Origin of the sequence: Marinicauda salina, assembly GCF_003122085.1 — a bacterium.
GTDB lineage: Bacteria > Pseudomonadota > Alphaproteobacteria > Caulobacterales > Maricaulaceae > Maricicauda_A > Maricicauda_A salina.
The window spans coordinates 24,536-50,636 of the sequence record NZ_QEXV01000001.1; the positions used below are offsets into that span (position 1 = coordinate 24,536).

General features: G+C 70.0%; 17 protein-coding genes and 1 tRNA gene. 8 read left to right on the forward strand and 10 right to left on the reverse strand.

The genetic code is table 11. From position 1 onward, the window contains the following. Positions 1-90 precede the first annotated feature (90 nt). The gene (locus tag DDZ18_RS00095; RefSeq protein WP_109251329.1) at positions 91-1,902 is read left to right on the forward strand and encodes an ABC-F family ATP-binding cassette domain-containing protein; all 1,812 of its coding nucleotides are present in this window, start codon (positions 91-93) and stop codon (positions 1,900-1,902) included. On the opposite strand, the gene DDZ18_RS00100 is transcribed toward DDZ18_RS00095, so the two are convergent. The 5 genes from DDZ18_RS00100 to leuS form a co-directional block, all read right to left on the reverse strand. Then, on the reverse strand, positions 1,899-2,978 hold the full coding sequence (locus DDZ18_RS00100; RefSeq protein WP_109251330.1) for a DUF2855 family protein: 1,080 nt from the start codon (positions 2,976-2,978) through the stop codon (positions 1,899-1,901). The two genes, DDZ18_RS00095 and DDZ18_RS00100, sit on opposite strands and share 4 nt — an antisense overlap. 67 nt (positions 2,979-3,045) lie before the next feature. Then, complete coding sequence (gene ppk2, locus DDZ18_RS00105; protein WP_109251331.1) at positions 3,046-3,801, reverse strand: polyphosphate kinase 2; 756 nt, start codon at positions 3,799-3,801, stop codon at positions 3,046-3,048. A 165-nt stretch (positions 3,802-3,966) separates the two neighbouring features. Beyond that, complete coding sequence (locus DDZ18_RS00110) at positions 3,967-5,496, reverse strand: flavin-containing monooxygenase (protein ID WP_109251332.1); 1,530 nt, start codon at positions 5,494-5,496, stop codon at positions 3,967-3,969. 213 nt (positions 5,497-5,709) lie between these two features. Then, complete coding sequence (locus DDZ18_RS00115) at positions 5,710-7,389, reverse strand: carboxylesterase/lipase family protein (RefSeq protein WP_109251333.1); 1,680 nt, start codon at positions 7,387-7,389, stop codon at positions 5,710-5,712. 320 nt (positions 7,390-7,709) lie between these two features. Next, entirely contained in the window at positions 7,710-10,403 is a 2,694-nt protein-coding gene (gene leuS / locus DDZ18_RS00120; protein ID WP_109252176.1) for a leucine--tRNA ligase, read from the reverse strand. Between the two features lie 154 nt (positions 10,404-10,557). On the opposite strand from leuS, the gene DDZ18_RS00125 reads away from it, so the two are divergent. Next, the gene (locus DDZ18_RS00125) at positions 10,558-11,490 is read left to right on the forward strand and encodes a homoserine kinase (RefSeq protein WP_109251334.1); all 933 of its coding nucleotides are present in this window, start codon (positions 10,558-10,560) and stop codon (positions 11,488-11,490) included. 4 nt (positions 11,491-11,494) lie between these two features. On the opposite strand, the gene DDZ18_RS00130 is transcribed toward DDZ18_RS00125, so the two are convergent. Further along, positions 11,495-12,058, reverse strand: a complete 564-nt coding sequence (locus tag DDZ18_RS00130; RefSeq protein WP_109251335.1) for a carboxymuconolactone decarboxylase family protein — start codon at positions 12,056-12,058, stop codon at positions 11,495-11,497. 163 nt (positions 12,059-12,221) lie between these two features. Between DDZ18_RS00130 and DDZ18_RS00135 the strand changes: the two genes are divergently transcribed. After that, positions 12,222-12,311, forward strand: a tRNA-Ser gene (locus tag DDZ18_RS00135). Between the two features lie 303 nt (positions 12,312-12,614). Here the strand turns inward: DDZ18_RS00135 and DDZ18_RS00140 are convergent. Both DDZ18_RS00140 and DDZ18_RS00145 read right to left on the reverse strand, forming a co-directional pair. Next, a complete protein-coding gene (locus DDZ18_RS00140) occupies positions 12,615-14,882 on the reverse strand; it encodes a VWA domain-containing protein (protein ID WP_158272016.1) in 2,268 nt (755 codons plus the stop codon). A 257-nt stretch (positions 14,883-15,139) separates the two neighbouring features. Then, positions 15,140-15,922 carry a hypothetical protein gene (locus DDZ18_RS00145; RefSeq protein ID WP_109251337.1) on the reverse strand — a complete coding sequence of 261 codons (783 nt, stop codon included), beginning with the start codon at positions 15,920-15,922 and terminating at the stop codon, positions 15,140-15,142. A 261-nt stretch (positions 15,923-16,183) separates the two neighbouring features. Here DDZ18_RS00145 and DDZ18_RS00150 point away from each other — a divergent pair, with 261 nt between their 5' ends. After that, positions 16,184-16,819: a hypothetical protein gene (locus tag DDZ18_RS00150; RefSeq protein ID WP_109251338.1), complete on the forward strand. Its 636-nt coding sequence runs from the start codon at positions 16,184-16,186 to the stop codon at positions 16,817-16,819. A 44-nt stretch (positions 16,820-16,863) separates the two neighbouring features. Then, positions 16,864-17,811 carry a hypothetical protein gene (locus DDZ18_RS00155; protein WP_109251339.1) on the forward strand — a complete coding sequence of 316 codons (948 nt, stop codon included), beginning with the start codon at positions 16,864-16,866 and terminating at the stop codon, positions 17,809-17,811. A gap of 21 nt (positions 17,812-17,832) precedes the next feature. On the opposite strand, the gene DDZ18_RS00160 is transcribed toward DDZ18_RS00155, so the two are convergent. Then, positions 17,833-19,029 (reverse strand): hypothetical protein, encoded by a 1,197-nt coding sequence (locus DDZ18_RS00160; RefSeq protein WP_146190569.1) that lies wholly within the window; start codon positions 19,027-19,029, stop codon positions 17,833-17,835. Positions 19,030-19,226: 197 nt separating this feature from the next. On the opposite strand from DDZ18_RS00160, the gene DDZ18_RS00165 reads away from it, so the two are divergent. The 3 genes from DDZ18_RS00165 (at position 19,227) to DDZ18_RS00175 (ending at position 23,880) form a co-directional block, all read left to right on the forward strand. Further along, positions 19,227-20,987, forward strand: a complete 1,761-nt coding sequence (locus DDZ18_RS00165) for a pyridoxal phosphate-dependent decarboxylase family protein (protein WP_109251341.1) — start codon at positions 19,227-19,229, stop codon at positions 20,985-20,987. Between the two features lie 167 nt (positions 20,988-21,154). Continuing rightward, the gene (locus DDZ18_RS00170; RefSeq protein ID WP_109251342.1) at positions 21,155-23,380 is read left to right on the forward strand and encodes a copper-transporting P-type ATPase; all 2,226 of its coding nucleotides are present in this window, start codon (positions 21,155-21,157) and stop codon (positions 23,378-23,380) included. A gap of 38 nt (positions 23,381-23,418) precedes the next feature. Beyond that, complete coding sequence (locus DDZ18_RS00175) at positions 23,419-23,880, forward strand: DUF411 domain-containing protein (RefSeq protein ID WP_109251343.1); 462 nt, start codon at positions 23,419-23,421, stop codon at positions 23,878-23,880. A gap of 12 nt (positions 23,881-23,892) precedes the next feature. On the opposite strand, the gene DDZ18_RS00180 is transcribed toward DDZ18_RS00175, so the two are convergent. Further along, positions 23,893-26,028, reverse strand: a complete 2,136-nt coding sequence (locus DDZ18_RS00180) for a TonB-dependent receptor (protein WP_109251344.1) — start codon at positions 26,026-26,028, stop codon at positions 23,893-23,895. Between the last annotated feature and the right edge of the window lie 73 nt (positions 26,029-26,101).

Below are 26,101 nucleotides of genomic sequence, written 5' to 3' on the forward strand. Positions count from 1 at the left end.
ATCGCCGCGCCCCGCTCGACGGCGCCGCGCCGATGACAGCCGCGCGCGCGTGCGCTAACGCCTGTCCGCCCGCGCTGTACGAGGACCCGCATGGCCGCTCCGCTGCTCACGCTCCAGGACATCCGCCTCACCTTCGGGGCGACGCCGCTGCTCACGGGCGCGGAGCTGATCGTCGCGCCGGGCGACCGGATCTGCCTGGTGGGCCGCAACGGTTCGGGCAAGTCGACCTTCCTGAAGATCGCGGCGGGGATGATCGAACCCGATTCCGGCGAGGTCTTCCTCCATCCCGGCGCGACCACGCGCTATCTCGCCCAGGAGCCCGATCTCGCGGGCTTCGACACGGTGATCGACTATGTCCGGAACGGCCTCGCGCCGGGCGATGCGGATTATCGCGCGCCCTACCTGCTGGAGAATCTCGGCCTCACGGGCGAGGAGGACCCGAAGACGCTTTCGGGCGGAGAAGCGCGCAGGGCGGCGCTGGCCCGCGCGCTGGCGCCCGATCCCGACATCCTCATGCTCGACGAGCCGACCAACCATCTCGACCTGCCCGCGATCGAGTGGCTTGAGGCCGAACTCGCCGCGCGCCGGGGCGCGCTGGTGCTGATCAGCCACGACCGGCGCTTCCTGGAGACGTTGAGCCGGGCGACCGTCTGGCTCGATCGCGGGATCACGCGGCGCCTCGACAAGGGGTTCGCCCATTTCGAGGCCTGGCGCGACGCGACGCTCGAAGCCGAAGCCGAGGAGCTCCACAAGCTCGACCGCAAGATCGCCCGCGAGGAGGACTGGCTGCGCTACGGCGTCACCGCGCGCCGCAAGCGCAATGTCCGCCGGCTCGGCGAACTACACGAACTGAAGCGCCGCCGGCGCGAGCATCGCGGACCGCAGGGCGTCGCGACGCTGGAGGCGACCGAGGCGGAGGCCTCCGGCAAGCTCGTCGTGGAGGCGAAATCGATCTCCAAGGCCTATGACGGCCGGCCGATCGTGGACGGTTTCTCCACCCGCATCGCGCGCGGCGACCGCGTCGGCCTCGTCGGCCCGAACGGCGCGGGCAAGACGACCCTGCTGAACATGCTGACCGGCGATCTCGAACCCGACTCCGGAACGGTGCGCCTCGGCGCCAATCTCGAGATCGCCTCGCTCGACCAGCGCCGCGCAGCGCTCAAGCCCGGCTGGACGCTCGCCCAGGCGCTCACCCAGGGCGGCGGCGACATGGTCGAGGTCGGCGGCCGGCGCAAGCACGTCGTCGCCTACATGAAGGACTTCCTGTTCGCGCCCGAGCAGGCCGGCACGCCGGTCGCCGATCTGTCCGGCGGCGAGCGCGCCCGGGTGATGCTCGCCCGCGCGCTGGCGCTGCCCTCGAACCTGCTGGTGCTCGACGAGCCGACCAACGATCTCGATCTCGAGACGCTCGACCTGCTCGAGGAGCTGATCGCCGATTATCCCGGCACGGTCATCCTGGTCAGCCACGACCGCGATTTCCTCGACCGAACGGTCGACCGCACGATCGCCTTCGAGGGCGACGGCGTCTGGCGCGAATACGCCGGGGGCTATTCCGACATGATCGCCCAGCGCGGACGCGGGGTGGAGGCGCGCGAGGCGGAGCCGGGAGCGAAGCAGGCCGCCGCGAAACCGTCCAAGCCGGCCGCGCCGAAGCCGAAATCGCGCAAGATGACTTTCAGGGACAAGCACGCGCTGGAGACCCTGCCCGGCGAGATCGAGGCGATCGAGGCCCGGCTGGCCGAACTCGAGGCCGAGCTCGCCGACGCCCAGCTCTTCACCCGCGATCCCGACCGCTTCCACGCCGCCACCGCCGAGCACGCCAGACTCGCCGAGGAGAAGGCGGCGAAGGAGGAGCGCTGGCTGGAACTCGAGATGCAGAGGGAGGAGATCGAAGGCGGCTAGCCGAGCTCGATGGTGAGCGCCTTGCGGCCCGGAACCCTGTTGGCGACGAGGTCGCGATAGGCCGACAGCGCGCCCTCCATGCCTTGACGGGCCTCGAATTCGAACAGACCGGCGGCGTCTCGGGCGAAGGCGAGCCAGGCGCTCTGATAGCGCTGCGCGAACGCCTCGGCGCCCCACTCCGCGATCCGGTCGCGGGCGTGATCCGGCGCGAAGAAGAAGACCGGCTTCGGCCCTGGCAGATCAGACGGCGGAGCGCTTTTCTCCCAGTGCGCGCCGCCGACCCGGATGTTTCGCTTCAGCGAGTCGCCGAGCCGGGCGTGAAGCCGGCGCGTCAGGTCGTGATCGCCGGCGAAATCGACGATCACCCGCGCCGCGCGATCATCCATCGTCTCGATATCGTCGTAGACGACGACGTCGTCGAAATAGCCGAGCCCGGCGACGAAACCCCGGTTTCCGGCTGAGGTCAGCGCCTCCAGGCGCACGCCTTCGGGCTTGTCCTCGGCGAGGAGATGGGCGAGCGCCAGCGCGGTCTTGCTCGACGCGCTGGTGAGACTGACGACACCCGCGCCGGACATCGCTTCGTCGCGCAGGTGCCGGTCGATCAGGAACGAGGTGACGAAGAGCGGCTGAAGCACCATCTGCGCGGCTTCCAGCTCCGGCCGATAGCCGGGATCGCCGGCGCAGCGCACATACCGATTGTAGGCGGCCGGCAGCTGCGCGCGATGGGGCGCGCCGTCGATGAAGCTCTCCGGCCGGGCGCCGACCGGGCGCAGCACCGCGGTCTCCGCGGCCGGGAAATAGCCGTAGATGCGCTCGCCCGTCTCGACGCCGTCGGCCCGGCTCTCCGCGATCGTGGCGAACCCCCAGACCGGCAGGCGCCCGCTTCCGTCGGCGGACGGGAAGAACGCCCAGTAACCCATAGCCTCGCCGAAGGCGGCGTAGGTGACGTTGTTGGCGGTCAGGGCGAAGCGCTCGATCGTCACGCGGACTTCGCCGTCCTCGAGCGCGCGATCGGGATCGGCCGCCAGCGCGGCGGCGGAGATGTCGCTCGTGTCGATCGCAATAGCCTGGCTCATCGCGCACTCCTGAAAATCCTGGAAGGAGCCTTGAGCGCTTCCCGCCCGAAGGCAAGGCGCCTGCCCCCTACTGCGCCAGGAAGTCTTCCGGCGACTCGCCCGCCCGCCAGACGCGCAGCACGGCGGGGTCGGCCGGATCGATCGGTTCGGGCAGGTCGGGGATGGGGACCGAGGCAAGGATGTCGCGCATGATCGCGAGCCGCGCCCGGCGCTTGTCGTCGGCGCGCACGATCCGCCAGGGCACCGGGTCGCCGGTCGAAGCGAGCATCCTGTCGCGCGCCCTGGAATAATCGTCGAACCTGTCCAGCGCGACGGCGTCGATCGGAGAGCGCTTCCACGCCTTGAGCGGGTTGGTGCGGCGGTCCTCGAGCCGGGCGGCCTGCTCGGTGCGCGAGATGTCGAGATAGTACTTGAACAGGATCAGCCCGTCGTCGACGAGCAGCTTCTCGAAATCGCCGACATCGCGCAGGAAGGCGGCGTGCTCGGCCTCGGTGCAGAAGCCCATGACAGGCTCGACGCCGGCGCGGTTGTACCAGGACCGGTTGAACAGGACGAACTCGCCGGCGGCGGGCAGGTGCTCGACCCAGCGCTGGAAATACCAGCTCGACCGGTCGCGCTCCGTGGGCTTGCCGAGCGCGACGACGCGGGTCTCGCGCGGCGAAAGATGCGCCGTGATCCGCTTGATCGTGCTGTCCTTGCCCGCCGCATCGCGCCCCTCGAAGATCACCAGCAGGCGCCGCCCTTCGGCGATCATATGGCGCTGCAGCGCGACGAGATCGATCTGGAGGCTGCGCAGCGCCTGCTTGTAGTCGCGCTTGTTCATGGCGGTCTCCGGCCTCGCGCCTGCTCCCCTCACCTTACTTCTCCCCTGCAGGAGGGGAGAAGCGACGTCGAGGTCGATGCTTATTCTGAACGCTCGCGCCGAGCGCCGATTCCTCTCCCCCTCTCAGGGGGAGAGGCAAGGTGAGGGGGCGGTCTGCGAGAACCGCTACTCCGCCGCCTCGGCGATATTCGGCGTCGACGGCGCCGAGCCCGCCCGATCGCCGGCGCGGCCGAAGCGCATGCAGCCGTCCTCGAGGCGGCCGAAGCGGATCGCGAACATGTCCTGGAAATAGTTCTGATAGGTCCGCCAGGGCGGCGTCGCGCCCTGCCTGGGCAGGTGAGGCAGGGCGCGCTGGACATAGCCCGAGGAGAAATCGAGCAGCGGCTTCGCCTCGAGGCCGTCCGGCGCCTCGGGGACGCAATAATCATAGCCCCTGGCCCGCATGTGGTTGAGCGTCCGGCAGACGCGCTCGCAGGTGAGATCGATCTTCAGCGTCCAGCTGGCGTTGGTGTAGCCGAAGGCGAGCGCGGCGTTGGGCAGGCCCGACAGCATCATGCCGCGATAGGTGAAGGTCGACGGCGGGTCGAGCGGGGCGCCGTCGACGCGGATGTCGATCCCGCCGCCGACGAGCATGTCGAGACCGGTGGCGGGAATGACGAGATCGGCCTCGACCTCCTCGCCCGACTTCAGCCGCACGCCGGTCTCCGTGAAGCGATCGATATGGTCGGTGACGATCGAGGCCCGTCCCGATTTCAGCGCGTCGAAGAAATCGCCGTCCGGCGCCAGGCAGAAGCGCTGGTCCCACGGATTGTAGTGCGGCGAGAAATGGCGCTCGACGTCGAAATCCTCGCCCAGCTCGGCGCGGATCTGCTTGAGCACGCCGCGTTTGACGAACTCCGGGAAGCGCCGCGACATCTGGAAGAAGATCATCATCAGAAGGACGTTCTTCATGCGCGTCAGCGCATAGGCGGCCTTGCCGGGCAGCACCGCGCGCAGGGCGTCGGCGATGCCGTCGCGCGCCGGTCGGGCGGCGATATAGCTCGGCGTGCGCTGCAGCATGGTCACGTGCGCGGCGGCGTCGGTCATGGCGGGCACGAGCGTGATCGCCGTCGCGCCGCTGCCGATGACCAGCACGCGCTTGCCCGAATAGTCGTAATCGTCGGGCCATTGCTGGGGATGGACGACGTCGCCGGCGAAGTCCTCGATCCCGTCGAACTCCGGCATGTAGCCGTGCTCGTAGCGGTAATAGCCCGAGCACAGCATCAGGAAGCGGCCGACGAAGCGCCGCCGCGCGCCGGCCTTCGTCTCGACCTCGAGCGTCCAGCGCGCGGTTCCGCTGTCCCAGTCGGCGCGCACGACCCGGTGGCCGTAGCGGATATGATCCTCGACGCCGGTCTCGCGGGCGGATTCGCGGACATAGGTCTTGATGCTCGGCCCGTCGGCGAAGACCGCGCCGTCCGTCCACGGACGGAAATTGTAGCCGAAGGTGTACATGTCCGAATCCGAGCGGATGCCCGGATAGCGGAACAGGTCCCAGGTGCCGCCGAGATCGTCGCGCGCCTCCAGGATGACGAAGCGTTCCTGCGGCGATCGCTTCTGCAGATGCCGCGCCGCGCCGACGCCGGAAATGCCCGCCCCGACGATCAGAACGTCGGTCTCGATCGTCTCGGAAGGGTCGGGGTTCGCAGCGTCCATCAACGATCTCCGCTCAGGCCCGATCGGCGGGCCGGCGAAAAGTGAACACCGTTCGCTGAATTCCGGCAAGGGGCGGACGCCGCGCCGGCCCTCGACCAGCTCAACCGTCATTCCCGCGAAAGCGGGAACCCAGAGAAGTTCGCGCGCGTCGCCTCTGGATCCCCGCCTCTGCGGGGATGACGAACATTCATTGCGGCGCTGTAGTGGAACGCCTCAACACCCCAGCTCGGCGCTCACCGCCGCGCCGTCTTCGGCCCACCATTCCGCGACCGCAGCGGCGACAGCGCAGCGTTCGGACTCCTCGAGGCGCTCGTCGACGGCGAGGTCGGCGGCCAGGCGCGACAGGTCGTCGGTCCCGTCGATGATCTCGGCGGGACCCCCGTCGTCCGGGCTGTCGAAGCGCATCAGGAGGCCGCCGGCCTGCCAGCGCGTCCAGACCGGCCGGGCGGGATCGCCGCCGCGGCCGGGCTCGCCGGTGCGCGCGAACTCCGCCCAGTAATCGCCCATGGCGCCGGCCAGCGCGGCGCGTCCCTCGGCGTTGCCGCGGTTGAAGAGCGCGCTGTCGAGCCGGCCGAAGAAATCGAAATGGTTGAACACGAACGGGATATCGACCCCGTGCGCGGCGCCGAGGAGGAAGCCGAGATCCATGAACAGGACGCGTCCGCCCTCGTCCCAGTCGAAGCGATACGCCCAGACTTCCGAATGGCCGGCTTCCAGCATCGTCGTCGCCGGACGATCGACGGCGCGGATGCGCCAGACCCGGCTCTGGTAGTCCGCGACGACGTCGTAAAAGTCGCGGTCGCGGGCGGTGTAGAGCACACCGAACCAGCTGCGCGCATAACGCTCGTCGAGCAGGTTGAACAGCCTGGTCTCGTCGCGGTTCGTCCCGGTGATCACCGGCGCGTTCGGCCCCGAAGAGGCCAGCGCGCCCTCGATCCCGCCCGGCGGCAGGGTGACGCCGTCGGCGATCATGGTGGGCAGCTCGTAGCGACCGTCGGCGGCGGGCTCGTAGGCCGCGAACAGCGCCTCCAGCTCCATCGCGCGCAGGTCCGCCGCGGTCGGCGCCGCGTCGAACGCCGTCCCGAGCCGCGCCTGCGTCGTCTCCATCGCCTCGTCGATCGGGACGCTATGGGTCAGCCCGCTCTGGACGATGGCGCGGTGGAACAGCCCGTCGGCGAGCGGCGAGGCGAGCAGGCCGTAGACATTGTGGCCGCCGGCGCTCTCGCCGAAGATCGTCACACGCTCGGCGTCGCCGCCGAAGACGTCGATATTGTCGCGCACCCATTCCAGCGCGGCGATCTGGTCGAGCAGGGCGAAATTGGCCGCCGCGTCGCGCGGCGTCGCCGCATCGGCGCGCAGCGCGTCGTTGGCGAACCAACCGAGCGGACCCAGCCGGTACTGGACGGCGACGACGACGACGTCCTGGTCTTCGGCGAGCTGCGCGCCGTCATACTGCGCGGCGTAGCCCCAGGTGTTGCCGCCGCCGTGGATCCAGACCATCACCGGCAGATCGTCGCCCGGCGCGGCGTCCGCGGGCGCGTAGACGTCGAGATAGAGGCAGTCCTCGGAACCGACGAGCTGACCGGCTTCGACCCCCTCGCCCTGGTCGAGCGGGATGGTCATCTGGGCGCAACGCTCCGGCGACTCGAGCGCCTCGAGGCGCCCCTCGAACGCCGGCGCGGGCCGCGGTGCGCGCCAGCGCAGGTCGCCGACCGGCGGGGCGGCGAAGGCCACGCCGCGCCAGACCTGGGCGCCGTTGTCGGACCGGAAGCCGACGAGGTCGCCCTGCGCGATGGTGCGCGCGGTGGTCTCGTCGGGATCGGGCGGCGGCGGTTCGCCGCGCCCGCAGGCCGCAAGGCCCAGCAGCAGAATTCCGATCAGAAGCCTGCGCATGTTCCGCTCCCCGCCCCGTTCCGGCGAAGGCTACGCCGGGCGGCGGCGGCGCGGCAAGCGGCGAGCGAATGCTTCCTCGCCCTCCGTCATTCCCGCGCAGGCGGGAACCCAGGGATCGAAGGGCGCCGCGCGGCCTCCCTGGGTTCCCGACAGCGCTACGCGCTTCGGGAATGACGAAGGCAAGAGCCTCGCCGCCCGTCCTTCGAGACGCCCTGCCCCCTCATCCTGAGGGCGCGCGAAGCGCGCGTCTCGAAGGGCGAGGGGACAGGGCTCCTCAGGATGAGGGCGTCGAGGCGGGGGCGGCGCAGGCGGCGGCGCCCTCACCCCAGCTTCGGGGCGTTCACGAGCTTGACGTGGCCGGTCTTCTTGTCGCGCACGACGATGACGCGCTCCATCGGCAGGCCGGAGACGTCCTTGCCCATCTGCTCCAGGCGCTCCTTCGCCATCGCCCGGATCGACTCGTCGTCAATGTTCGGCGCCACGGTGAGCGAGGCGCGCTTCTTGCCGCCTTCCTGGAGAACGACCTCGATCTCCTCGATCGCGGCCTCGAGATCGGCCTCGTCGGCGTGCGGCCAGTCGGCCTGCGTGACGCTCGGGGCTTCGCCCGCGCGCGCCCAGAGCTCCTCGGCCATGTGCGGAGCGAAGGGAGAAAGCACGCGGATGAAGTCGCGCGCAGCGGCCTTCGTCACCGGCTCGTGCTCGACCGCGTTGAGGAATTTCATCAGCTCGGCGATGGCGGTGTTGAGCCGCAGGTTCTCCAGGTCCTCGGTGACGGCGAGGACGAGCTTGGTGAGCGCGAGATCGACCGACTTGGCCTGGCTCTCGGCGGGCTGATCGAGCACGCGCGTGACGAAGCCCCAGACCCGGCGCAGGAAGCGCAGCGCGCTGGCGACCTTGTCGGTCTCCCAGACCCGGCCGCCCTCGATCGGCCCCATGAACATCATGTGCACGCGGAAGGCGTCGGCGCCGTAGGTCTCCACCACGTGGTCGGGCGTGACGACGTTCCTCAGCGATTTCGACATCTTCGCGCCGATGCGCTCGACCTTGTCGCCCGTCGGCTCGTGGACGAATTCGCCCTCGGCGACTTCCTTGACCTCGTCGACGGGCAGGACGATCCCACGCTGGTTCTTGTAGGCGAAGCTCGACAGCAGGCCCTGGTTGACCAGCTTCCTGAACGGCTCGGGCGTGGACACGATCCCCAGATCGTACATCGCCTGGTACCAGAAGCGCGCATAGAGCAGGTGCAGCGTGGCGTGCTCGGCGCCGCCGACATAGAGATCGACCGCGCGCCAGGCCTTCTCCTTGTCCGGATCGACGATCTGATCGCCGTTGCGCGGATCCATGAAGCGCAGCTGGTACCAGCACGAACCCGCCCATTGCGGCATGGTGCTGGTCTCGCGACGACCCTTCATGCCGGTCTCGGGATCGACCACCTCGACCCAGTCCTCGGCCCGGGCCAGCGGCGACTCGGCGTGGCCGGTCGGCTTGTAGCTATCGAGCTCGGGCAGGGTCAGCGGCAGGTCGTCGACATCCATCGTCGTGCGCGCGCCGTCCTCCCAGTGGATCACCGGGATCGGCTCGCCCCAATAGCGCTGGCGGGCGAAGATCCAGTCGCGCAGATTGTAGGAGATCACGCGCTCGCCGATCCCGTTCGCCTCGAGACGGTCGCTGACCTGCTCGCGCGCGGTCGGCCAGGGGTCGCCGGCCGCGTAGAGATCCCCCGCGCCCTCGGGCGGGGCGAGCATCACGCCCTCCTCGGTCCAGCACGCCTCGCCGGCGAGCACGGCGTCGCGGTCGGCGGCGGCCTCGCCGGGATCGATGACCGGGACGATCGGAAGCTCGTACTTCCTCGCGAAGTCGAAATCGCGCTCGTCATGGGCGGGCACGCCCATCACCGCGCCGGTCCCGTAATCGGGCAGGACGTAATCGGCGACGAAGACCCGGACCTTGTCGCCGGTCACCGGATTGACCGCGTGGGTTCCCGCGAACACGCCCGTCTTGTCCAGCGTCGCCGTGCGGTCGATCTCCGACTTGCGCGCGGCCTTGTCGCGATAGGCCTCGACCTCGGCCCTGTGTTCGTCGGTCGTCACGGCGTCGACGAGGGGGTGCTCCGGCGCCAGCGCCAGGAAGGTCACCCCGCCCAGCGTGTCGACGCGCGTGGTGAAGGTCTCGACGGTCTCGCCCGTCCCCTCGATTTCGAACCGGATCGAGACGCCTTCCGAGCGGCCGATCCAGTTGCGCTGGCTCTCCTTGATGCCCTCGGGCCAGTCGAGATCGTCGAGGCCCTGCAGCAGGCGCTCGGCGTAGGCGGTGATGCGCATCTTCACCTGCGGGATGGAGACGCGCACGACGTCGTAGCCCTGCTCGGACTTGCCGTCATAGACCTCCTCGTTGGCGAGGATGGTGCCCAGCTCCGGGCACCAGTTCACCGGCGCCTCCTCGAAATAGACGAGGCGATGGCGGTCCTGGAATGCCTGGACGGCGAGCTTGCCTTCGGCGCGCACGTCGTCGGGGATCGGCAGGTCCTCGATCGGCCGGGCGCGGTTCTGCTCGGGATCGAACCAGGCGTTATAGAGCCGGACGAAGATGTACTGCGTCCACTTGTAGTATTCCGGGCTCGAGGTCGCGAACTCGCGCGACCAGTCATAGCCCAGCCCCAGCAGCTTCATCTGGCGCTTGTAGGTGGCGATGTTGCGCGCCGTGGTCTTGCTGGGATGCTCGCCGGTGCGGATGGCGTGCTGCTCGGCGGGCAGGCCGAAGCTGTCCCACCCCATCGGATGGAGCACGTTGAAGCCCTTCATGCGCTTGTACCGCGCGACGATGTCGGTCGCGAGATAGCCCACCGGGTGGCCGACATGCAGACCCGCCCCGGAGGGATAGGGAAACATGTCGAGCACGTAGAAGGTCTGATCCCCCGGCGCCGGGTCCGGGGTGCGGAAGGTCTCGTTCGCCTCCCAGTACTCGCGCCATTTCGCCTCGATGGCGCGGAAATTGTAGCCGCCCGATTCGCTCATCGCTCCGGTCCCCGCCCGGGTGTTCGTGAAAATCGTCGAACCCGCATCTATAGCCGCGCCGTCGGCGAGGCCAAGGGGCGAAGCCCATATCGTTCCGCCTGTCCGGATGACCGGATGGCGAAACGATGCTAGCGCGAAGCGCGAGGAGACCGCCATGACCGAGATCGCGACCGCCCGCGCGCCGGCGAGCATCGGCAATATCGGCGTCGGCTACGACGTGATGGGCCACGCCTTCGACGCGCTGCACGATACGGTGACCGCCCGGCGCGAGGCCGCGCCCGGCGTCCGCCTCGGCGCCGTGACCGGGCTCGTGGACTCCCTGCCCGAAAGCATAGCCGACAACGCCTGCCTCGCCGCGGCCGCCGCCGTGCTCGACGCCGCGGGCGCGGACTTCGGCGCGCGGCTCGACATCGACAAGCAGATCCCGCTCAGCGCGGGGCTCGGCGGCTCCGGCGCCTCGGCGGTCGCCGGCGCGGCGGCGGCGAACGGCCTGCTCGCCAAGCCGTTCGGGATCGACGCGCTCTTGCCCTTCGCGCTCGAAGGCGAGCGGGCGGCCTCGGGATCGCCGGCCTGGGACAATGTCATGCCGAGCCTGATCGGCGGGCTGGTCATGGCCGCGCGCCTCGATCCGCCGCTGGTGCGCGTCATTCCCGCGCCGAGCGGCGTGGTCAGCGTGGCGGTGCTGCCCGAGGCGACGATCGAGACGCGGGCCGCCCGCGCCGCGCTGGCCGAATCGACCCCGCTCGCGACCGCCGTCGAGCACGCAAGGCGCATCGCCGCGTTTGGGGCGGGCTGCGCGATGAACGATCTCGACCTCGTCGCGGCCGGCCTCGAGGACGTGCTGATCGAGCCCCAGCGCGCCAGGCTCCTGCCGGCCTTTCCCGCCGTGAAGGCCGCCGCCATGAAGGCGGGCGCGCTGGGCTGCTCCTTCTCCGGATCCGGCCCGGCCATGTTCGCCTGGGCGCTGGAAGACGACGCCGACGCGGCAGCCGACGCCATGCAGGCCGCCTTCGACGCCGCCGGGCTCGCCTCGCGGGCCTGGCGCTCGGCGATCAACGCCGAAGGCGTCACGGTCGAGCGCGGCTGAGGCTTTAGTCGATCAGCCCGGCCGCCCGCGCCCAGCCCGTATAGTCGCCCTCCCGGCGTTTCTTCAGCTCGGCCTCGTCGGGCGCGGCGAATGTCGGCTTGGGTTCGATGCCGGCCGCGTCGAGGATGCGGTTCATGAAGGCGTAGAGCGCGGCGACCTGGGCGGCGTCATAGAGCGCGTCCTCGCTCCAGCCCGCGGCGTAGACCGCCTCGGCGAGCGCGTCGGTGGTTTTGGCCGGTTCGAGCGTGACCTGGCGGACGAAGGCCAGGAGCGGCTTCAGCGCCTCGTCGACCGGCGCGGCGTCGGGGCCTTCATTGACCAGCGTCTCGACCAGGGCCTCGTCGACGCCGAAGGCGCGCGCCATGGCCTTGTGCGCGCCATAGCAGAAGGCGCAGGCGTTGAGCCCGGAGACATAGGCCGCGATCAGCTCGCGCGTCGCCACGTCGAGCTCCGACGGCGCGCGCATCACCGCGTCGTGCAGCGCGATGATCGGCGCCACCCCGCGCGGGAAGCGCCGCCACAGCGCCTCGAGATGATCGCCCTCGGCGAGGCTGGGAAATCGCGGCATGCCGGCGCCTCCTGTCGCATCGTGCTGGCGGACGCGACGCTAGCAGAGCCGCGCGCCCGCGCCAGCGCGCTCACGGGTTTATGAGCGGCCGTTGCGGGGCCGTCGGCCGCGCCTGTCCGCGCGCTTGACTGGCCGGGGCCGATCTTTAGGTTTCGCGCGCGCCGGTGAGGTGGCCGAGTGGTCGAAGGCGCACGCCTGGAACGCGTGTAGGCGGGCAACCGTCTCGTGGGTTCGAATCCCACCCTCACCGCCATCAGACCGCCGCGAACCGGTCTCTCCTGCAGAGCCCCTCAGCGCCCGCCGCGCACCACCCCTGCTCGACACGGGCCTCGAACGCGTCGCACTTGATCGGGCCGGACAGCATGAAGGTGCGAAGGCCCGGACGTCGGCCCCGTCGGCGGACACACCCCCGTCGGCCCTCATTTGCCGCGCGCCTCCGTCCACGAATCCTCCCTCGCGGGAAGGCTTCGGCCAGGGACGTTTCAAAGCCGGTTGGCGGGCGGAAGGCTCCTTCCGCGGCTTGCATCCCGGCGGCGGACGCGCGGCGTCTCCGGGGTCAGCGCACCTCGATCACCCGCCGCGCGACAATCTCGCGATTATCCACGTCGATCAGGCGGAGCTCGTAAAAGCCGGGCGCGTCCGGCAGGTTGATTTGCGCCGGCGCGCCATCCTCCGCCTCCACCGCCACGATCCAGGTGAAAAGGGACTGGCCTTGCCGCGCGAGCGCGACCCGCCGATCGCCGCCTTCGCCTTCGGCTCGCCAGCCGACGTCGATCGTCGCGCCCGGCGCGGCGGTTTCCGGCGCGGACAGGGAGCCGCCCCGCTCTATCGGCGCATCCGCGTCCAGAACCTCGATGGTGGCGCGGGCGAGAGTCCGGTCTCCTTCATCGAGTACATAGCGCACCTCGTAGAGGCCCGGCGCGTCGGGCGCGCGCAGGCTGTCCTCGGACTTGTCGCGCACCCGGAAATGGTTGTCCCGGCTTCCCTCGTCGGCGTCGACCGGCACGATGGTGACGTAGTCGGCGCCGTTGACCGCGCCCGTCCAGGAGACCTGGAATTCATCTCCAGATCGAATGTCCTCCGGCGCGGTCAGGCTCACCTCCGGCTCGGTCACCTCGATGCCCTGCGAGGCCAGCGTCCGGTCGCCCTCGTCCAGCACGTAGCGCACCTCGTAAAGCCCCGGCGCGCCGGGCGCGCGCAGGCTGTCCTCGGTCTTGTCGCGCACCCGGAAATGATTGTCCCGGGTCCCCTCGTCGGCGTCGGCCGGCACGATGGTGACGTAATCGTCGCCGCTGACCGCGCCCGTCCAGCTGACATCGAACGCCGAACCGGCCAGCGCAGTGTCCGGCGCGGTCAGGCTCACCTCCGGCTCGGTCACCTCGATGCCCTGCGAGGCCAGCGTCCGGTCGCCCTCGTCCAGCACGTAGCGCACCTCGTATAGGCCCGGCGCGCCGGGCGCGCGCAGACTGTCCTCGGACTTGTCGCGCACCCGGAAATGGTTGTCCCGGGTCCCCTCCTCGGCGTCGGCCGGCACGATGGTGACGTAGTCGTCGCCGCTGACGGCGCCCGTCCAGCTGACGTCGAATGCCGAACCGGCCAGCGCAGTCTCCGGCGCGGTCAGGCTCACCTCCGGCTCGGTCACCTCGATATCCTGCGAGGCCAGCGTCCGGTCGCCCTCGTCCAGCACGTAGCGCACCTCGTAGAAGCCCGGCGAGCCGGGCGCGCGCAGACTGTCCTCGGACTTGTCGCGCACCCGGAAATGGTTGTCCCGGCTCCCCTCTTCGGCGTCGGCCGGCACGATGGTGACGTAGTCGTCGCCGCTGACCGCGCCCGTCCAGCTGACATCGAACGCCGAACCGGCCAGCGCAGTGTCCGGCGCGGTCAGGCTCACCTCCGGCTCGGTCACCTCGATATCCTGCGAGGCCAGCGTCCGGTCGCCCTCGTCCAGCACGTAGCGCACCTCGTAAAGGCCCGGCGCGCCGGGCGCGCGCAGGCTGTCCTCGGTCTTGTCGCGCACCCGGAAATGGTTGTCCCGGCTCCCCTCGTCGGCGTCGGCCGGCACGATGGTGATGTAATCGTCGCCGCTGACCGCGCCCGTCCAGCTGACATCGAACGCCGAACCGGCCAGCGCAGCGTCCGGCGCGGTGAGGCTCACGTCGTAGGCCGGTTCGGGCTCCGGCTCCGGCGGCGTCGTCTCACTCACCGTCGCGGCGATCTCGCCCAGCGCATCACCGAGTTGACCGGCATCCGCGGCGGCGAGATACCGCCCGCCTGTCTCTTCGGCGATGCAGGCCAGGGAACCGGCCTCGCCCTCGCTCAGGCCGAAACCCACAACATGAGCGGTGAAACTCACGCCCGTCCGCTCGAGCTCGGCCGCGAGTTCGCAGGGATCGCGTCGGCAGCTTTCTATGCCGTCTGAAATCAACACGACCGTCGCCGGGCGATCCCTGTAGGCCAGGGTCTGCGCCGCCTGCTCCACCGCGTCCGTCAGGGGCGTCTTTCCTTGCGGCGTGACCTCGGCGATTCGACTGCGGATCGCTTCTGCGTTGCCGGGCGCGGGCTCAACCAACAGCTCGATATCGGAGCAGTCCCCGCGGCGCCGATGTCCATAGGCCATCAGCCCGACGGCGCGCGTCTCGGTCCAGTCGCTCAGCAGGCGATCCATGGCGTTGCGTGCGATCTCGATCTTGGCGGCGCCTTCGATCTGTCCCCACATCGAGTTCGAACCATCGAACACGACCATGACGTCCTCAGCCATCGCCGCGCGTGTTTGCAGGCCGGACGCCGCCAGCATGACGAGGAAGAAAATGCGCAAAGCAGTCATGGGACGGCTCCTTCGATTGGGTCCGCGCCGCGGCCTGGGCGCCCGGCGAAGGGTATGCGAACTCATTTTTTATGGATGCTGGGCCGCTGCCTGACAAGCGCGGCAAAAGGATAACGAGGCCGGCCCGGGATCCCGCGGCGCTCCCATGGGGCGGCGCCGGGCGCAGGGCGAAACGGCGCGCCGTCAGTCAGCTGGAACCGGTCGTTCCGCAGAGACCCGTCGCCGCCTCGCACCGCCGCCATCGCGACCGGATGCGCCTACGGGCCGAACGCCTCGACTTCGCTATAGTCCTCCGGCGGTTCGAAGGCGGAGGCGGGAATGTCGGTCTCGCCGGCGGCGGTGATCCGGGTGGTGGCGTCGAGCTCGCCGTCCTCGCCGAACTCCTCGACGACAAGCGGAAGCCGGCCGTCGAAATTGCCCTCGAGATCGTACATCCAGCCGACATTGGCCATCATCGACATGCCGTCGGCGAACACCGCCATCTCGCCGTAGAGATCGGCGAGTTCGCGCCCGCCGGTGATCGCGCCGGGCGCGACGGCCCAGACGAGGTGGGAGCGGCGACCATCCTTGCGCACTTCGTACTGCCGGGCCTGCGCGCCGGAAACGCGCCGCGTCCGCCCGGTGGGCTCGATCGCCGGGGCGTCCGGGGCTTCGGCGCCCGGCATGGCGCCGCCCATCGCCTGGCGCATCGCCTCGCGCTGCTCGGGCGGCGCGTTCTGCAGGGCCTCGTCCATCATCGCGCGCATCGACGCCATGCCCGCCTCCAGGTCCTCCGGCGTCATCACGTTGTAGGTGCGCGCGCCATGGTCGACGCTGATCAACCGGGCGGGATCATTGCGGAAGATGACCTGGCTGTCGGCAGTCCCGAGCTGCGGATCGCCGGGCTCCTCCATGACGAACTTCCCGTCCTCCAGCCGCATGCTGTTCGTGAGGGTCTCGCCGTCCGGCGAGGTGCGCTCGACCTCGAAGATATGGCCGGCGAAGGCCGGCGCAGCCGTCAGCACGGCCGCGATTGCGGCGCCGATGACAGGATTTCTCATAATTCCTCCAAGCCTGGAATCAGTATGCGCGCAAGCTCCACGGCCGCAGGGGCGGCGTCAAGGATGAAAAAGCCGCCTTTACCGAAGACCAATGATTAATGAAAACTTGCGCCGCCGCCATTATTGACTGCACGTTCGGCGTCATGCTAGCGCTCGACACTCTGATTTGGTCCATCCAATAATATTTGTATTTTTCTGCTCTGCGCAGAATCCATTCAGGGTCGTCCACGATCCGCAAACGGGGAGCATCGACGAGACGCGATGATGAAGCTTGTCCGCCTGATGGTCCTGCTCGTGTTTCTGGCGCCGGGCGCGCGCGCCGAGTCGCCCCGCGCGCCGCTCGAGGCCGCCGACGTGGAGCGCTGGCTCGTGACGTCCATCGACATCACGCGCATGCAGATGCGGCTGCAGGCCGACGGAACGCCGGACGGCGACGTGCTGGCCGTCTTCTTCGACGAGAAGGAGCGGCTGATTCTCGCACACGGCTACGAATCCGCCGACGCCTACGAGGACGTGAACCAGCGCGTCATGGCCGCCTACAGCGCGCTCGAGCAGGAAGCCCGGCGCGCGGAGCGCGCGCCCGAGCCGCGCGCGCAGGCCGGCGGCGGCGACATGCAGACCGAGCTGGAGCGCCAGATGGCGGAGATCCGGGCGTCGGACATGCTCTCGGAGCAGGCCAAGCAGCAGATGCTCGCCCAGCTGCAGGAGCAGGCCGACCGCATAGCGCAGCACGACCCGCGCGCCATCGAACGCGATCTCGAGGCCGCCGCCGAGGAGATGCGCGCGCCGACGCGGCCGGACTGGCCCGCCGTCGAGGCGCACATGGCCGACATCGAACACTTCTCGGAGTGGGCGGCGGGCAATCGCGCCGACCCGCCTGTCACCGGCGGCCGCTGACGGCAGCGGCGGCTGAAACCAAATCACCGAACTGGAGGACGATCATGAGCGAGACCGGCCGGATGGCGGTTCGAATCAGCGCGGGACTTTCGGTCTGCGCGCTGGCCCTGGCGGGCGCGTCATCGGACGCCGCAGAAGCGCAGGACACAGTCGAGGGCTATGAATACGTCCTGGACGCGGTCAAACCCGACGCCGAGGCGCTGGGCGAATCGCCCGAGACGTTCGAGGATCCGACCCGCCGCATCGTCGAGCAGGGCCCGGAATTCACGCTCATGTGGATCGAGGATCGCGAGCGGACGCTGGAAACGGCGAGCTTCGCGCGCGGCGAGACGCGCATGGGCCTCTTCGTGCCCCATCGCGACCTCGATCGCCTGTCGTCTGACCCGGACGGGTGGACGAGCTACGGCGATCCGCTCGAGTACGAACGCTTCGACGTCGAGCTCACCCGCGGCGACCAGGACCGCACGATCGCCGGCGCGCCGGCGGCGCATTACCGCCTCGCCGCCGACGTCATCGCCCGCGAGGAAGGCGACGGCGCCTATATGCAGTCGGTTCTGACCAGCGATGTCTGGATCCGCGAGGACGCCCCGTTCAGCTCGGCGCCGCTTTCGGTCGACCGCGCCTACGCCGATCCGCGCCTGCAGGCCGCGCTCGCCGAGGCGCTCGGCGAGCTGGGCATGATCGTGCGCATACAGAGCCAATACCGGAACCAGGCCCGGAGCGAGGAAGGCGAGGCGCTCGGCTATCCCCACGAGGGAACCCACCTCGCCTGGGCGAGCGAGATCGAGCCCGCCTCCGTGCGCGCCGTGGACGTTCCGATCGTGAGCGAAACCACGTGGGAGGCGCTCAGGGACGCGGCGCGCGAGAACCGGGAGGCGGCGTGCGAAACCGCGCTCGCCGGCGGCGCGCCGGACTTCGTCGAGACGCTGCTCGACGCGGACCAGCGCGAGGCCTTCCTGCCGCACCTGCGCGAACGCTGCGAAGGCCGGTAGCGAGGGCGGGCCGGCGCGCGCTCAGAACGCGTAGCTCAACGCCGTCCAGACCTTGGTCCGGTCGGCGAAGCGCGACCCGTCCCCGTCATAGGCGGCCGCCTTCAGCTCCAGGCTCCAGCGGTCTCCGATCGAAAGACCCGCGACGGCGTCGATCTCCGAGCCGAGATCGCCGCCGCCCCGGACCGCCTCGTACTCATGGCCGACCAGGCGCACGGTCAGATCGCCGACGGCGCTGAAGTTCTCGAACGTCCACGCGGCCTGCAGCGAATAGTCGTCGATCCCTTCCGGCGGCGTGGCGAGGAAGACGTCCGCCCAGCCCTGGAAAGCGTGGAGCGTGGCGAGCGGCGTCGTGAACGCCGTCGCGCCGTCGCCGTCGAGCCGCTCGAAACCGCCGCCGATCGAGAAGGGTCCGTTGTCGAGCGACACCTTGAGCGATGCGTAGTCGTGGTCGAACGAAGCGGGGTTGTCGCCGTAGTCCGACTGACGCGCATACGCCGCGGCGTAGCGCGCCCGCCATCCGCTCGCCAGCTCACGCCCGCCCGTCAGCCGCGCGCCCCAGGTTTGCGAGGACACGGCCGGGGCGTCCTCGAGATCGACGAGATAGCCGTATCCGGTGATCGTCCCGACAGGCGTGTCGAAGGCGGCGTTGAGCAGGTGGCTGTCCGAGTCGAACTCGCCGACCGGGCTGTCGTCGCCGAAGATGCGATGGACCCGATCGATATAGGCGTAGTTCACCGTCACGCCGGGTATGACGCCGGTCGTGACCCGCGCGGCGTCGTAGGTCTGCTCGTTCTGGCGAAAGCCGACATTGCCCACGAAGCGGGCGTCGTCGAGGATGACGCGCTGGCGGCCGACCGTGACCGTCGTGTCCTCGATTCCGGTCCAGGCGATCTGCGCCCGGTTGAGCTCGACGACCTCGGGATCGGCGACGACCGGAAAGCCCGCGCGCCCGTTGATCGTGTCGTTGTAGTCGTCGATCAGAACGCCGACCGCCTCGCCCTCGACGAGAAGCTGGAGATCGTGACGCTCCGGCGAGACCCACCCGAACCGGGCGCGCGCGGTGAGCGCATCAGCCTCTTCGGGCGAGCCGTCCTGGTCGACATGCTCGTAGCGCAGGCGCAGGTCGAGGATTACGCGGTCGGCGAGCGCGCCGCGGTCCTCATCCGCGCCCGGCGCCCCGGCCAGCGCGGCGGCGGCGAGCGAACTGATGACGCTCATGGCTTCCTCCATCCTTGGACAGCTACGGGTGTACGCTCGCGCCGAGGGCGGCGTGTTGCGTCAGCGCAAACGCGGGCCCACAAGCGTCTGCGGCGAACCCGCCGCGGTTTGCTCCAGAGCAAGGCGCGGAGCCGGCGTCCGACGCAGGGTCCGCCCCGACGCGGCCGGCCCGGCCGCCGGAGAAGGATAGAAAACGCATGACGGATCGAAACGGCGGCGGCGCGAAGGCGTATTTTCTCGGACCGAAATCGGAGAACGAAGCCTGGGCGCGCTCCGAATTCCAGGCGGTGCTAGACGACTGGTTCGACTGGCGCAAGCGCTACCGCGCCGAGGATCCCGCCGCGGTGACCGACGCCGAGCGCTTCGCGGCGGGCTTTCTCGGCGAACGCGAGCGGATGAGCCAGCAGCTCGACGAGCTCAAGCGCCTGATGCGCCGCGAGACGCCGACCTATTCGCCCCGCTACGCCGGCCACATGGTCTCCGAGCTGACGCTGCCCGCCCTGCTCGGTCATTTCACCGCGCTTCTGCACAACCCCAACAACACCTCGAAGGAGGTCAGCCGCGTCGGCACCGTCATCGAGGCCGAGGCGATCCGCATGCTGGCCGGCATGGTCGGCTTCGATCCCGACGCCGCCCGCGGACACTTCACCTCCGGCGGGACGGTGGCCAATTTCGAGGGCGTCTGGCGGGCCCGCTACCGGCTCGATCACTGGCTGTCGCTGGCGCTGTGGATCGCCGAGGAAACCGGCGAGCGCCTCGACGTCTTCGCCGCCGCCCACATGGGCTGGGCGCGGTTCGCCGGGCTGGTCGAGCGCTTCAGCCCGACGCAGGACGCGCTGCGCGCGGCGAGCGCGGTCGCGGGCAATCCCGCCGACGTGTTCCGGCGCATCTCCGCGGCGTCCGGCGAGGCCTATCTCGGCCCGGTCGTCCTGGTGCCGGGCAACAAGCACTTCTCCTGGCGCAAGGCGGCCAACGTGTTCGGGCTCGGCGAGGAGGCGTTCTGGAGCGTCGCGCTCGACGAGGAAGGCCGGCTCGACCTCGCCGATCTCGAGCGCCGGGTCGATCAGGCCGCCGCCGCCCATCGCCCGATCCTCGCCGTCATCACCGTGGCGGGCACGACCGAGACCGGCGAGATCGACCCCATCGACCGGGTGGCCGACAGGATCGAGGCCTGGCGCGAGACCCGCGGCTGGCGGATCTGGCACCATGTCGACGCGGCCTATGGCGGCTTTCTCTGCACCATTCCCGGCGGGGCCGGCGAGGAGGTGCTCGACGACGCCGCGATCGCCGCGCTGCGCGCGATCGGCCGCGCCGATTCGGTGACCATCGACCCCCACAAGCTGGGCTATGTGCCCTACGCTTGCGGCGCGTTCCTGGCCAGGGACGCCGATCATTACGCGGTGTCGGTGTTCGACGCGCCCTATCTCGAACGCCCGCACCTGTCAGACGATCTCTGGTCGGCGACGCTGGAGGGCTCGCGCCCGGCGTCGGGCGCGGCGGCGGTCTGGCTCACCGGCCGCACGCTCGGCTTCGAGCCCGACCGCTTCGGCGCGCTGCTCGCCGGCACGATCGAGTCCCGGCTGGTGTTCCAGACCGCTGTCGAGGCCGCGATTCCCGAGATCCGCTTCCTCAAGCCCGCCGACACCAACATCGTGTGCTTCTCAGCGGCGCGAAAAGGCGAGCCGCTCTCGGCGTCCAACCGGCGCACGCAGGCGCTCTACGACGCCGTGCGCGAGGCCGGCGACTTCTTCGTCTCGGCCACGACGCTCACCGACGCCGACCAGCCGCGCCAGAAGACGCGCCACGTCGCGAGCTATGACGGGGTCGAGGACGATGACCGGCTGACGCTGATCCGCTGCGTGTTCATGAACCCCTACTGGTCGAACCGGGGCATACGGGAAGCGCTGATCCCGAACTTCATCGACTTCCTCAAGACCTGCCTCAGACAGCTCGATTAGGGCGGTCATAGCGCCCGCCGACCGCGCAGCGCTTTGCGTCGGGCGCCGGGACGCGTCGTCGCTCGATTGCATACCCTAGGGGGGTATGGTATATCCCCCAACAATGAGAACGCGGCGGCGTGCTCGCGCGTTGCGCTCGCCCGCCCCGACGATCAGGAGCGCTCCGGATGACTTCATCCAAGAAGGACGAGCCAGCCCACGCCTGTTGCGGCGGCGGGTCCGACGCGAAGCCGGCGCCCGCCGGCAAGTACGACACCGTTCCCGAAGGCTTCACCGGGACCGTTTACACCTGCCCGATGCATCCCGAGGTGCGCCGGCCCGGGCCGGATTCCTGTCCGCTGTGCGGGATGGGGCTGGAGCCCGAAGGCGTCGTGGTCGGCGAGGAGGACGACAGCGAGCTGAGGGACATGAGCCGGCGCTTCTGGATCAGCGCCGCGCTGACGCTCCCGCTCTTCATCTACGCCATGGCCGAGATGCTGCCGGGCAGCCCGCTTCATGGCCTGGTCGAGCGGCGGATTGCGCAATGGATTCAGCTCGTCCTCGCAACGCCGGTCGTGCTGTGGGGCGGATGGCCCTTCATCGTTCGCGGTGTCAAGTCCGTGCGCACGATGAATCTCAACATGTTCACCCTGATCGGACTTGGGATCACGGTGGCCTTCGCCTTCAGCGTCGTGGCGACGGCGGCGCCCGGCGTGTTTCCGGACTCCTTCCGCGGCGAAGCCGGCCGCGTCGGCGTCTATTTCGAGGCCGCCGCGGTGATCACGACGCTCGTCCTGCTGGGCCAGGTGCTGGAGCTGCGCGCCCGGCAGGCGACGTCGGGCGCGATCCGCGCCCTGCTCGAGCTCGCCCCGCCGACGGCGCGACGCCTCGATGCGGACGGAAACGAGACCGACGTCTCCATCGACGATCTCGCCGAAGGCGACCGACTGCGGGTCCGCCCCGGCGAGAAGATCCCGGTCGACGGCGAGATCGAGGACGGCGCCAGCACCATCGACGAATCCATGATCACCGGCGAGCCCATGCCGGTGCGCAAGGAGGCCGGCGACAAGGTGACCGGCGGCACGGTCAACCAGACCGGCGGCTTCGTCATGCGCGCCACGCGCGTCGGCGAGGACACGCTGCTCTCCCAGATCGTGCAGATGGTCGCCGAGGCCCAGCGCAGCCGCGCGCCGATCCAGCGCCTGGCCGACGTCGTGGCGGGCTGGTTCGTGCCCGCCGTCGTCGCCGTCGCGGTCGTCGCCTTCATCGTCTGGTCGCTCTTCGGACCCGAGCCGGCGATGGCGTTCGGCCTGGTCAACGCGGTGGCGGTGCTGATCATCGCGTGCCCGTGCGCTCTGGGGCTGGCGACGCCGATGTCGATCATGGTCGCCACCGGCCAGGGCGCGAAGACCGGCGTGCTGATCAAGAACGCCGAGGCGCTCGAGACGCTGGAGAAGGTCGACGTCGTGGTCGTCGACAAGACCGGCACGCTGACCGAGGGCCGCCCGGAACTCGTCACCGTGGAGACGCACGGCGATCTGGACGAGACGACGCTTCTGTCGCTGGCCGCCTCGCTCGAGCGCGGCAGCGAGCATCCCCTCGCCGCGGCGATCGTGAAGGGCGCTGAAGCGCGCGGCGCAGAACTGTCGAAAGCGTCGGACTTCCAGTCGGAGACCGGCAAGGGCGTGTCGGGGACCGTTTCGGGCCGATCGGTCGCGATCGGCAACAAGGTGATGATGCAGGCGATCGGCGATCTTCCAGAGGCGCTGGTCGAGCGCGCCGACGCGCTGCGCCGTGACGGCGAAACGGTCATGTTCGTCGCCGTCGACGGCGCGCCCGCCGGTCTGATCGGCGTCGCCGACCCGATCAAGGAGACCACGCCGGAGGCGCTGCAGACGCTGCACGAGGCGGGCATCAAGGTCGTCATGCTCACCGGCGACAGCCGCGCCACCGCCGAGGCCATCGGCCGCCGGCTCGGCATCGACGAGATCCACGCCGACGTCCTGCCCGAGGACAAGAACCGCATCGTCGGCGAGCTGCGCGACCAGGGCCATGTCGTCGCCATGGCCGGCGACGGGGTCAACGACGCCCCGGCGCTGGCCCGCGCCGATGTCGGGATCGCCATGGGCACAGGAACCGACGTCGCCATGGAGAGCGCCGGCGTGACCCTGGTGAAGGGCGATCTCCGCGGCGTCGCCAAGGCGATCCGGCTGAGCCGGGCGACCATGCGCAATATCCGCCAGAACCTGTTCTTCGCCTTCGTCTACAATACCGCCGGGGTGCCGATCGCCGCCGGCGTTCTGTATCCTGTCTTCGGGCTGCTCCTGAGCCCGATGATCGCCGCGGCCGCCATGAGCCTGAGCTCGGTTTCGGTGATCGGCAACGCGCTCAGGCTGCGCGGCGTGAAACTCTGACCGCCGTCACACCCCGGTTATCGAAAGGGAGACCCGCCATGACCCGACCCGCATTGCTCGCCGGCCTCGCGAGCCTGCCCGCGATCGCCGCGCTGGCGGCGTTCGCCGTCTTCGCTCCGGCCGCGAGCGCGACCGAGATCGTCGTCCACAAGAATCCCGCCTGCGGATGCTGCGACCGCTGGGTCGAGCACCTGGAGGAGAACGGCTTCTCGACGCGCGTGGTCGAGCACGAAGACATGACGCCGGTGAAGGCCGAGGCCGGCGTGCCGCAGGCGCTTCACAGCTGCCACACCGCGATGGTCGACGGCTACGTGATCGAGGGCCATGTGCCCGCCGCCGACATCGCGCGCCTGCTCGAGGAAGGCCCCGAGGCGATCGGGCTGGCCGTGCCGGGCATGCCCGCCGGATCGCCCGGCATGGAGCATCCCGTCTACACGCAGGACTACGACGTCATCCTGTTCGACGGGGACGGCCGCACCGTGTTCAGCGAGCACCGCTGAACCCGGCGGAGGCTAGAACCCCGCGCTCACCCGCGCGTAGACGCCGCGCCCCGCGCCGGGCAGGCGCGCCCCGACGGGCACGTCGGCGTCGGCCACCCGGTTGTACCCGGCGAGATGGCGCTCGTAGTCCTCGTCGAGCAGGTTCTCCACGCCGAGGCTGACGAGGACGTTGTCGCGGGCGTACCAGTCCAGCCCGATCCCGAGAACGACATGGCCGGGCGTGACCGCCTCGTCGTTGGTCGCGGATACGCGATCCTGCTCGGCGACGAAGCGGCTCTCCAGCGACAGGCTCCAGTCGGGCCGGTCCCAGGTCAGGTCGATCAGCAGGCGCGGCGGCGCCATGCGGTAGAGCGCGTCGTCGATGTCGCGCCGCTCGCCGCGGACCCAGGACGCCACCCCATCGATCCGCCAGTCCGGCGCGATGCGCCAGCCGAAATCGATGTCGGCGCCGACGAACTCCGCGTCGACATTAGCAAAGCGCAGCGGGGTGGGATCGCCGTTCATCGCCGAGACCATTTCCGTGGGGCTGTCGACGACGCCGGGCGTCGCGTCGAACGGGACGCCCTGGATGAAGTCGTCGACGCGGCGGTAGTAGACGGTCGGGCGGACATAGGCGCCGTCGCCGCGCCAATCGACGCCGGCCTCGACGGACCAGGCGGTCTCGGGGTCGAGGTCGAGGTCGCCGACATAGGTGTTGCCGTCGGCGAGCCCGCCCGAGGCCGGCGTCGGCAGCCAGGCGAAGCGCTCGACATAACCCGGCATGCGGGTCTTGCGCGCCAGCGTCAGCCGCCAGGTGACCGGCCCGTCCGTCTCGCGCCAGAAGCGCGCGACCGCGTCCATTGTGGTCTCCTCGTTATCCCGATCGGCCAGGTTGTAGCTCGCCGCCAGCACCCGCGGCCCCATGGGCAGGGCCGATCCGAGATCGGCCTCGCCCGCCGACTCCTCGTGCCGGTCGAGCCGCACGCCCAGCTCGCTCTCGAGCCCGAAGACCGCACCGGTCCATTCCGCGAAGGCGCCGGTCCGGTCGATCGCGATGTCCGGCAAGGTCTCGACGAAGAACTCCCGGTTGTCGGGATTGGTGATCGTGACGTCATGGCGCGCTTCCTCGCGGTCGACGCCGAGTTCGAGATCGCCGCCGGCGACGGGCAGGCCGAGCGTGAACTCCGCCGTGACGGCGTCGGCGTTGGCCCGCGTGAAGCGGCGACGCATGGGATCCGCCAGCGGACGCTGGGTGAAATTGTCCATGCCGTGGGCGACGTCGGTCCAGCCGATGGCGGCGTCGACGAGGAGCGCGCCGAAGGCCCCCTCGTAGGTCGCGCGCGCGATATCGGTGTCGACGAAATTGATGTCCATGGCGAAGGGCGCGTTGCCGGTCGGCCCGGTGTCGAGGCGCCGCCACGACAGGTCGAACGCATGGTCGCCGGAGGCGACGCCGCCGCCGATCCCGAAGACGGTGCGCTCGTGACCGCTATTGGGGATATCGCCGCCGGGAAAGACCGCGTCGCCGCCCGCCTCGCGCGAGAACAGGACCTGGATGCGCCGGCCCTCGCTGGAAAGCCCGGCGACGCCGCCGGCCGCGTACGACCCGTCGACGCTGCGCACCGCCGTCATCATGTCGGCGGACGGCCGCAACGCATGGCCGTCGGCGAAATCGACGGATTTGAGGACCACGTTGACGCCGCCGCCGAGGCCGGGGCCGCGGCTGACCGCGGCGACGCCGCGATCGACCTCGATGCGCTCGACCAGCGGCATCGGCGCGTAGTGCAGCGGCGGATCCATCAGATTCGGACCGCCGGACAGGACCGCCGCGCCGTCGACGGCGACCGGCGCGCGCGGGCCGAACAGGCCGCGATACTGCACCTGGCCGGAGACCGCGCCGTTGTCGATGAGCGCCGCGCCCGGCAGCCGGGCGACGAGGCCTGCGGCGTCCGGGCCGAGCACCGGCGCCTGCTCGGGCGAGATCCGGTCCTCGATGCTCGTCTCGATCGCCAGGCGGTAGCCGGTGACCACGATGACGTCCTGGGTCGCGGCTTCCGGCGGCTGTTCGGGCCGCTGGACGACGTGCTCCGAGCCGAATGCGTCAGCGCCCGGACCGAGCACGAACAGGGCGGGCGCGACGCCCGCCAGCAGGACCGATCTGAGTGTCATGACGGGACCCCTTACGCGAATGCAAAGCTTCAATGCGATGCGGCGCTTTTAGAAATGCGGCGGCGCGCCGGGG

What these genes read in the sequence shown, in the direction of transcription:
- DDZ18_RS00110 (WP_109251332.1), bottom strand. Translation starts at nt 5,496, where the DNA reads ATGGACGCTGCGAACCCCGACCCTTCCGAGACGATCGAGACCGACGTT.
- DDZ18_RS00125 (WP_109251334.1), top strand. Translation starts at nt 10,558, where the DNA reads ATGACCGAGATCGCGACCGCCCGCGCGCCGGCGAGCATCGGCAATATC.
- DDZ18_RS00115 (WP_109251333.1), bottom strand. Translation starts at nt 7,389, where the DNA reads ATGCGCAGGCTTCTGATCGGAATTCTGCTGCTGGGCCTTGCGGCCTGC.
- ppk2 (WP_109251331.1), bottom strand. Translation starts at nt 3,801, where the DNA reads ATGAACAAGCGCGACTACAAGCAGGCGCTGCGCAGCCTCCAGATCGAT.
- DDZ18_RS00175 (WP_109251343.1), top strand. Translation starts at nt 23,419, where the DNA reads ATGACCCGACCCGCATTGCTCGCCGGCCTCGCGAGCCTGCCCGCGATC.
- DDZ18_RS00140 (WP_158272016.1), bottom strand. Translation starts at nt 14,882, where the DNA reads ATGACTGCTTTGCGCATTTTCTTCCTCGTCATGCTGGCGGCGTCCGGC.
- DDZ18_RS00180 (WP_109251344.1), bottom strand. Translation starts at nt 26,028, where the DNA reads ATGACACTCAGATCGGTCCTGCTGGCGGGCGTCGCGCCCGCCCTGTTC.
- DDZ18_RS00130 (WP_109251335.1), bottom strand. Translation starts at nt 12,058, where the DNA reads ATGCCGCGATTTCCCAGCCTCGCCGAGGGCGATCATCTCGAGGCGCTG.
- DDZ18_RS00160 (WP_146190569.1), bottom strand. Translation starts at nt 19,029, where the DNA reads ATGAGCGTCATCAGTTCGCTCGCCGCCGCCGCGCTGGCCGGGGCGCCG.
- DDZ18_RS00150 (WP_109251338.1), top strand. Translation starts at nt 16,184, where the DNA reads ATGATGAAGCTTGTCCGCCTGATGGTCCTGCTCGTGTTTCTGGCGCCG.
- DDZ18_RS00165 (WP_109251341.1), top strand. Translation starts at nt 19,227, where the DNA reads ATGACGGATCGAAACGGCGGCGGCGCGAAGGCGTATTTTCTCGGACCG.
- DDZ18_RS00095 (WP_109251329.1), top strand. Translation starts at nt 91, where the DNA reads ATGGCCGCTCCGCTGCTCACGCTCCAGGACATCCGCCTCACCTTCGGG.
- DDZ18_RS00155 (WP_109251339.1), top strand. Translation starts at nt 16,864, where the DNA reads ATGAGCGAGACCGGCCGGATGGCGGTTCGAATCAGCGCGGGACTTTCG.
- leuS (WP_109252176.1), bottom strand. Translation starts at nt 10,403, where the DNA reads ATGAGCGAATCGGGCGGCTACAATTTCCGCGCCATCGAGGCGAAATGG.
- DDZ18_RS00100 (WP_109251330.1), bottom strand. Translation starts at nt 2,978, where the DNA reads ATGAGCCAGGCTATTGCGATCGACACGAGCGACATCTCCGCCGCCGCG.
- DDZ18_RS00170 (WP_109251342.1), top strand. Translation starts at nt 21,155, where the DNA reads ATGACTTCATCCAAGAAGGACGAGCCAGCCCACGCCTGTTGCGGCGGC.
- DDZ18_RS00145 (WP_109251337.1), bottom strand. Translation starts at nt 15,922, where the DNA reads ATGAGAAATCCTGTCATCGGCGCCGCAATCGCGGCCGTGCTGACGGCT.